The following is an 8,656-nucleotide window of genomic DNA, read 5'->3' as shown; positions in this document are numbered from 1 at the left end:
TGGTATCCAGGTACTGTGGCGAGGTTGGTTAAAATTACACGATCTCTGTGAGGGTTGGCAGCTTGCAAAAGAGACTTAACGGGAAAAGTCAGGTTAAGGAATTTCTCCAATTAATTGAAAAAATGCACTAGTACTTCGATTCTAGGCATTAATTAATCTGTAATTAACCAATAATTCTAACTAGGCAAAACTAAATATCTGGAATTTACAAAAATATTCTTTTCAAGCTTCAACATGAGAAAGAATCTATGCTTGGCTTTTTTCCAACCTCTTATCCAGATGAAATTTTATACAGTATCTTGGCTCGTTACCACATTAGGGGTGGGAACACCAGTCCAAAAATAACTCTAAGGGAGCTATTTAATTCTCAAGATGTAATAGCTACTGTTGACTTACCTTCTAACCTTAATTCGTTGATTGAGAATCTACAATTTATCTCGAATTATCAAGTAGAAGATTTGATATATAAATATACCCTCTATCCTTTCTATAGTGTTTTTCTGCCACCGAAAAGAGCCAGTCAGGTGATGGAGTCTATGAAAGCAGATTTCGGAGGAGATATTCATACTAGAACCGGAATTATGGCGAGTTCGTTGAAGATGCAGAGGTATTTGCAATTTTGCCCAAAATGTTTGGAAGAAGATTTGCAAAACTATGGGGAGTCCTACTGGCATAGATTACACCAAACACCAGGGGTTCTGGTTTGCCCAGTTCATGATGTGACTTTGCAAGATAGTACAATTCCCATACAAGGTTTTAACAGGCATGAATACTATGCTGCAAGCCAAGAAAACTGTCCTGTTGTACCGATACAACAGACTTACAGTCAAGAGACTTTAAAAAAGTTGCGACTGCTGGCTCAAGATATTTCCTGGTTGATAAATAGTAATCTTTTCTCTAAAGAATTAGAGTGGTTTCAAAGAAAATATATAGCTTTATTGATTGAAAAAGATTTTGCAACCGCAACCGGGCGAGTAAACCAGAAGAGACTACTAGATGATTTCTTGTTCTTTTATGGTGCTGAAGTGCTTGAAGCTGTTAACTCAATGGTGAATTACAAAAATGAGCAAAACTGGCTATTCAGCATTGTTAGGAAGCATAGAAAGTCATTTCATCCCATCAGACATCTACTCATAATTAGATTCCTGACGAATTCTATCGAGGAATTTTTCAACACGGATTACGAGTATAAACCTTTTGGTAAGGGGTCTTGGCTGTGTCTAAATGCTGCGGTAGACCACTACCTCAAGCCAGTAATAACTAATCTTGTTGTCACTCACTGTTTGGATAATAAAAAGCCGTTAGGTACTTTTTCTTGTTCCTGTGGGATGGTTTATTGCAGAACTGGCCCTGATAAAACTGACGAAGATAAGCAGCGAATTGGCAAAGTCTTGACTTACGGTCAATTCTGGGAGCAGAAGCTAAAAGAACTGGTAGAAATCCAAAAATTAGGTCTACGAGAGACAGCAAGACAACTCAAGGTCGATTCCAGAACAGTAAAACGTTATACTGCCATACTTAAGCTAAAAACTTTTTGGAAATCTTCCGAGAAAAATCGGCTAGTAGACTCACAGGAAGTTTTAAACTTAAATCTAAATTTAGCCAGTGATGACAGAATCAAATACAGGGAAGTTTGGAAAGCTTTACAACAGCAGTACCCAGAAGCCTCAAGAACTACTTTGAGGGGATTAGCCAAGGGAACGTATATTTGGCTATACAGAAACGACAAAGAGTGGCTAAACAAAAATTCGCCTTCTTTAAAAGTGCCTGTCCTTTGCTCCGGTAAAGTTGACTGGACAGAAAGAGACAAGCAAGTTCTCGAAAAGGTAAAAACTGCTGTGCGAACATTTCTGAGTACAGAAAAACCCACGAGAATCACTATTTGCAGGATAGGGAAAAGTATTGGCTTATTGGCGCTACTCGAAAAACATTTAGCAGAAATGCCACTGACTAAGGTTTATTTAGAATCAGTGACAGAAACTGTAGAGGATTTTCAGATTCGGCGTATTAAGTGGGCAATTCAGCGGCTTGATGATTGCGGAGAAGAAATTCAGCCTTGGAAGGTGATTAGACTGGCTGCACTACGAGAAAATTGCTCACAGAGAGTACAAGCATTTCTAGAAAATGAGCTTTATAAGCAACCGGATTAAGTTAATAACACTTTCTTGATGATAGTTCTGTTGATCAAAAGCTCTAAATAAGAAAGAGACGTGAATTTGACACGTCTCTAAGTGATGGGAAAAATATTGAGTTTTAGGCTACATCCGCGACCAGTAAGCCGTTGACAGCAATAATCAAAAGCAACGCCGAATCAGAAGTGTCACAGCAGTGTCTTTTATCGCTATTACAGGGCTGTGCTATCCATTTGCTTTCAAGATTCTGGTAAAAAGTTCCCAGAAGTTGGGAACCGTTCCAAACTCGATACAGTTCTCCCAAATCATCTGGCACTGAGTCAATTTCAATTTCTGGTGCTACTGTGTCAGCTAAGTGGTCAACATATTCCTCAAACTCTGCTTGAGCCGAGGCTTGGTTGTCAAATTCATCTTGTACAATCATCTGAGTAACCTCATTGATGGGGTTTAACAAAAGGCGATCGCAATCTTTGGACGGAGGGCGATCGCTTTTTGGATTTCATAAAATATATTAGCTACTGTAGTACCCATAAAGCAAGAAGATATGTAAAACTTTAATTAGTCACTTCTACAGTGCTAAGGAAGTCGCTCAGAGAAATATCTAATGCAACACAAATAGCCTCTAATACTTTAATAGAAACACTCTCGGACTCACCATACTCTAGTTTTTTGATGTTCTGATGGGAGCATTCCCCTCCTGTAGCTGCAATTTCATCAGCTAGTTTCTGCCGCGATTTTTTACCGCGTAATCGCTTTAGAAGAACACCTCTGTCGCTATTCCAAGCAACAAATACAACATCTGCAACATAAATATACATTTTAGTTTCTTTTTTACCCTTATCACTCATATAATAGCTACAGCAGTAAACAAACAGCAGAATTTTGGGCTACTACAGTTTACAAACTATGAGTAGATAAGACGAAAGCGATCGCCTAATGCACCATCACAATCTGGTTAAACTAATATATCTTTAAGTGCTAATACACTGCTGTGTCACCCATTCTTCAAACAGGCGAGAACCTAATGTATAAGAATCGTCATCTGACTGACGAATCACACCAGTACCAGTGATCACTTCTAATGCGTCTATGACCTTTGCTCGGCTGAAACCTGTATACTGTGCTAAATCTTTAGGGGTTGCTTTGCGGTTCTCAATCAGGGCAGAATAAATTTTGCGTTCATCTTCGCCAAAGCAACCAGACAGATGTTCAGCGTTCCACCATGCTGAAAAGTCTTTGTCATGATGCTGTAGCAGTTTGTCGATGAGATTAGCAGAGAAATCTTGCTGGTAGTTAGAGTCGAAAATCAGATTTAATGCTTGTTGTATAAGGTAGGGATGGCAACCTGAACATTCGATAACTGAGGTAATTTTATCTTCACTCAAAGATATTTTCTCTTGTTCGGCGCGATCGCTAATTAATTCTTTGGTTTCTCCGTCGCTTAAGAGAGTTAACCATTCGATTTCTGCTATGTTTAATAATGGCGAACCGACGCGCTGCTGATATTCTTTCAAATCTCGATAGCCTGACAATAAAAGACCTAAGCAAGGCTTAATGGCAGTGTCGGTATCTTTTAAACCACGTAGGTAAGACCAAGCATCAGTTGCCCAATTTTGGCGGACAATAAACTCAGCGCCATCGATGAGAAAGCAAACTCCCTGAAAATTTAACTTTCGCAATTCTTCTGTAGTTCTTAAGAAGGCTAACCGAAAACTATCGTTATTTAACCGTCTTTCGGAGTCGGGATTATTAATGTTTAATTTGATATCTAACTGTTTGAGGAAACTCAGGGTAACTTCGCCACCCTTAATTTGACTAAGAAACTCGCGGTACATTTGCCGGATTTCAGCTAGAGGTACTTCTCGCCAGCGTTCGATAGCTTCGCGGAGTCTGGCGATGAGGAGGTAACGCAAATTATCTAAGTCTTTGGGTTGTTCTAACTGGAGGTTAATTAGTACGGGAAAGGCACGCCGGGGATAATTGGTTTTCGGATTCAGTAAGTTCCACTCCACAGCACGTAAGGCGCTGGTTTTACCTAAACGCCGTCCGCCTAAGAGTATCCGCACCTGAAAAGGTGACTTGAGCATGGTATTGATTAATTTGCTGCGTCCAATGAAGTGGGAGGGGTCTGTAATGGCGACGCGGTAATTATCAAAGGGACGTTCTCCTACAAAATCTTGCATTGCTCGATTTCCTCTTCTGTCATCTGCATTTGAATCCACTGTGATAAGAGAGGAATTCGGATATGGTAGAAATCCTGATGCTCAACTTCCTCCTGATACAACAATCCAACATTTTTGAGCCAATTACAAGCATCTAAGCACTGATTGGCTGTGAATTTACTTTTGAGTTGGTTGAGTAAGGCTGGTTGTGGTATTCTGTCGGAGAAATGTTCCTTACAGGCGATGACTCGCAGAATGGAGATTGCAACTTGAAAGTCGCGTTTTGTTAAATCTTCCCAAATGCTTCTTTCTAGGTAATTTTTTAACTCACCACTTTGAGTTAAAGTTCTGGCTAAATATGGCTCTACCATTGACCATTCAATCAGCATATTGCCATTTTGAGCAGGCTTGGTATGATTATCTTTGATTTTTTCTGTTAAAAAGCGAGCTAGTTGGCGAGAAACAAAAGGATGTCCACCGCTTTGGTAATGGATTTGTTGAGGTGTGGCTGCATCAAACTCTAACCCCATTAATTTACCAAGATTCACCAGCATTTCTTGAGTTTCAGCTTTTGAGAAAGGCGGTAAAAATATTTCTTTGAAGAAGCTAAACACCGGATTTGTCGCAACTCCTGGTTGTGACCAGGAATTAATGCGATTGCAATCGGGATGGACATCAGCAATTAGTAGTGACATTTGCCGATGTTGTTGACATAACACTCGCAGCGCCCCAAAACAAGCATTAAATTCTTCGGCTTTTCCGCGGCTGTCTTCTGGTGTGGGAATAATTCTTTCTACTTCATCTAAAAGGCATAGAATGGGCAATTTATATTTATTATTTTTTTGAATAGCACGGGCAAGTTCATTGACTCGTTGAATAAATTCACCAGTTAGCTCTGTGGCTGGTTTATCTAAAGCCAAAGGTGCAGATTGAGGGAGTGTAACTTCACTTTCTAGAGTAGATAGATACTGAATAATATCATTAAATAAAGCCGCACCGTAGCGAGAACCACCATAGCGTTGCAAATCAATATGTATTATCGGATGTTCGCGCAGCATAAAGCCTAACTGGAGCAGCACGGAAGTTTTACCTGACTTGCGTAATCCAAATAGTCCCACACCCTGATATCTCAGCAGTTCTTCTCCCAAGCGTTGTAAGAGTTCTGTGCGACCAAAAAATGATAAAGTGTCACTAATGGCGTTCTTGTCATCAAAGAAATCAGCACGCTGGAGGTAGCGATCGCAATATCCTTCCAGCAAGCCAATACATTCATATTTATCGGGTAATGCTTTTTCTACTGATGTCAGCGGAATGGGAATTAGCAGAAAATTGTCGCGTAGCCCCACTTTAGCAATTTCCATTCTGGCTGTAGTATCTGGTGGAACTTTGTAAATTAACAAACCAGCTTTTTGTGTTTGTTCTGTTGGCAATTTTTGGGCAAGTTGCACCAGGCGAATGATATCTTGATCTGTTGGTGTGTCAACAGTAATTAATACAGGGAACGGCGCGTAAATGCTTATGCTTAGACTGCCGGCGATAGATTCGATAGTCAGGTATTCTGTTTCACGTTTTACGTTCGCATCAACTTGTTCTAAAAAATTCGCTACTAAATCTAAAGATTGAGTTTTTTGTTCGTGTTGTTGTAGCAGTTGCTTAAGTGTGCCGTATTGAGTCCATTGGGAAGGTAAGCGTAAGTGTAATAACTGGACAAATTTATCACTTAATGTATGGTCTTTGCTATTAGCCGCGTATTCAATGATTCTTTCTCGCAGTCCTAAAGCAGCATCTAAAGGCAGTAAATTAGCTAATAAAAAATAGACACCGCGAAATCTGGGGTCATTAATGTGTTGATTAACCCGTTCTTCAACTGCTTCACCTCCACCAAGAAAGTTTTGCACCAAGAAGAATTCCATAATTTTATCGTGGCGAAAGTACCAGCTTTTCTGGGCTTCACCCTTGTCATTCTCCCATTGACGGCTGATCACCATCTTATATTTTTCATCTTCCAGACTGGTTAATTCTGGTTGGAATTTCTCAGCGGATATGGTGCTTTCGTCGTTCAGCCGCATTTGATAAACTGCTTCAGAGAATTTCTTTAAAGGAAATTCATGTTGCCATTCTCGCAGGTATTCTGCTGCCATTAGCTGATATTGCTGTTCTTGCAAGCGAAACAAATTTGGTTGCTGTCCTTGTGATAGCATCAGGGCAACCAGCGTTAAATCCATCGGGTTAGAAAGAATCCGCTTTGCTGCTGCTAAATCTTCCGGTGATTGTTGCTCGTTGAAGGCTTCTGCAAGGTACTTGGAACAGGCTTGCTCGTATTCAGTGGTGGAACCTAACTCCCCAGCCCCCTTCCCTATGAGGGAGGGAGGAGAAATCAAAGCCTCTCTCCTACGAGGAGAGAGGTTTTCATCCCGTGAAACTTCAGAAACCCAATGACGAGAAAGCAAAAACTGCTGGATTTGTTGGCGCTGCAAAGGCTGCAATTCATATTTCTTAGCTGTAGAAGGCGGTATCCACTCTAGGGGCTGGGTTGTCATAATCATATTGCCCCGGAAATAGCTTTCCGCAAACTGAGAGATTTTTGCCCGCGTGTCCGGTGTGACTTCGTTGAGTCCGTCGATGCAGATATCTAAGGCTCCACTATAAATTAGATTTTTGAGGAACTTGGCATCTTGTATTTGTCCGCATAGCTTGGCATAAATTGCTTCAATGACGCCTCTATCACATTTTTGGGCGGGTAAGTAAACAAAAATGTGCTGGGAATTGTTCACCAAATGGCGGAGAAACATTGACTTACCTAAACCAGAGTCGCCTTCTAAGACGATTTGCCCTTGGAGAGTGGGGATTGCTTGGGTAATGGGTTGAATTTCTGGTGTTATGTTGTTTGGGGAATTTGTCTTCGGTTGCACTCCCTTTTGCCTAGAAGCATACCAATTTTGAATTTTCATTGCGAAAGTCGCAACAGCGTAGCGAAGCAATCCCAGCCGATTGCGATCGCTGCTCCCTTGTCCCCTCGTCCCCTTGTCCCCTTGTCCCCTTTCCCAGGCTGGGCTACTCCCCCGTGGAACGTTGACATAAGATTCAGCAAAATAAGCTTGTTCAATGAAATTGTCTAATCCCGCATCTGCTAGTAGCAAAGGTTTAAATGGTTGCAACAATCTGCAACGCAGCCAAGGAACCCAAGTTAGAAGTAACTCGATGTAACCAAAACCGAGAATTATCCGTACCCAAGGGTTCCAGAACAAAGGTGCGAGAAATTGGGTAAGTTTAGGATAGGCCAGGATAAGAGTAAGCCAAATGGCAAGGTGAATAAGGATGACTTTTGCAAGCAGCAAAAATCGGTTCTGAAATTCTAGAGTATCAATTTTTGACTTTACCGTATCTGCTTGTGAAAAACCAGCAGTTTTGAGATTATTGTAATGAGATTGAAGTAACTTAATATCTTGCCATTTACAAGAAGTTTTGTTTGTAGCTGCGGCAATTTGCTCTGCCAAATCTGCCTGTAATTTCGCCAAATCTTGACTATCTTTCCAAGTTGTAAGAAAAAATTGTAGTGCTTCTTGGCACTGATAATGTTTTAGATAATCGGATTTTTTTTTAGGTTCACCTAATGATTGAAGTAGAGTTTTAACCTGCTCAGTACCGCCCCCAAGGAAATAAGTTAAAAAGCGCCAGGATTCAATGTATGACTGACCGTCGTAATAGGCATTATCCAGAATGACAATTATCTCATCGAATTTTAGTTGTCTGATTTTTACCAGACCTGATGCCACACTGTAACGAACTTCAGCCTCAACGCTAACGCTTTTATCTTTGAGGAAGTTAAGGATGTCTATGACGTAGGGTGTGGCTGCTGTTCCTAATTTCCCCAAAGCTTGTGCCGCACTGGAACGAACTGAAGCCTCAACGCTTTTATCTTTGAGGAAGTTAAGGATGTCTTTGACGTTGGGTATGGCTGCTGTTCCCAAATTCCCCAAAGCTGATGCCGCACGGGAACGAACTTCAGCCTCAACGCTTTTATCTTTGAGGATGTCAGCGATGTCTTTGACGTAGAGTGTGGCTGCTGTTCCCAAATTCCCCAAAGCTGATGCCGCACGGGAACGAACTTCAGCCTCAACGCTTTTATCTTTGAGGATGTCAGCGATGTCTTTGACGTAGAGTGTGGCTGCTGTTCCCAAATTCCCCAAAGCTGATGCCGCACGGGAACGAACTTCAGCCTCAACGCTTTTATCTTTGAGGATGTCAGCGATGTCTTTGACGTAGAGTGTGGCTGCTGTTCCCAAATTCCCCAAAGCTGATGCCGCACGGGAACGAACTTCAGCCTCAACGCTTTTATCTTTGAGGATGTCAGCGATGTCT

The 8,656-nt window shown here is 41.3% G+C and carries 4 protein-coding genes and 2 pseudogenes; 1 reads left to right on the top strand and 5 read right to left on the bottom strand.

Features of this window, described 5'->3' with window-relative positions; translation table 11 throughout:
- Positions 1–248 precede the first annotated feature (248 nt).
- Positions 249–2,150: a TnsD family transposase gene (locus tag V7K21_RS24975; RefSeq protein ID WP_335177990.1), complete on the top strand. Its 1,902-nt coding sequence runs from the start codon at positions 249–251 to the stop codon at positions 2,148–2,150.
- Positions 2,151–2,253: 103 nt separating this feature from the next.
- On the opposite strand, the gene V7K21_RS24970 is transcribed toward V7K21_RS24975, so the two are convergent.
- The 5 genes and pseudogenes from V7K21_RS24970 to V7K21_RS30890 all read right to left on the bottom strand — a co-directional run.
- The gene (locus tag V7K21_RS24970; RefSeq protein ID WP_335177988.1) at positions 2,254–2,556 is read right to left on the bottom strand and encodes a hypothetical protein; all 303 of its coding nucleotides are present in this window, start codon (positions 2,554–2,556) and stop codon (positions 2,254–2,256) included.
- 130 nt (positions 2,557–2,686) lie between these two features.
- Positions 2,687–2,980: a helix-turn-helix domain-containing protein gene (locus tag V7K21_RS24965; RefSeq protein WP_335177986.1), complete on the bottom strand. Its 294-nt coding sequence runs from the start codon at positions 2,978–2,980 to the stop codon at positions 2,687–2,689.
- A 123-nt stretch (positions 2,981–3,103) separates the two neighbouring features.
- On the bottom strand, positions 3,104–4,315 hold the full coding sequence (locus V7K21_RS24960) for an ATP-binding protein (protein WP_335177984.1): 1,212 nt from the start codon (positions 4,313–4,315) through the stop codon (positions 3,104–3,106).
- 1,667 nt (positions 4,316–5,982) lie between these two features.
- Positions 5,983–7,167: pseudogene (locus V7K21_RS30895) on the bottom strand (HEAT repeat domain-containing protein); the annotation flags it as partial.
- A gap of 1,014 nt (positions 7,168–8,181) precedes the next feature.
- Positions 8,182–8,265: pseudogene (locus V7K21_RS30890) on the bottom strand (hypothetical protein); the annotation flags it as partial.
- Between the last annotated feature and the right edge of the window lie 391 nt (positions 8,266–8,656).

This window comes from Nostoc sp. (genome assembly GCF_036919595.1).
Classification (GTDB): domain Bacteria; phylum Cyanobacteriota; class Cyanobacteriia; order Cyanobacteriales; family Nostocaceae; genus Nostoc.
This window is presented reverse-complemented; position numbering and strand designations above follow the sequence as displayed.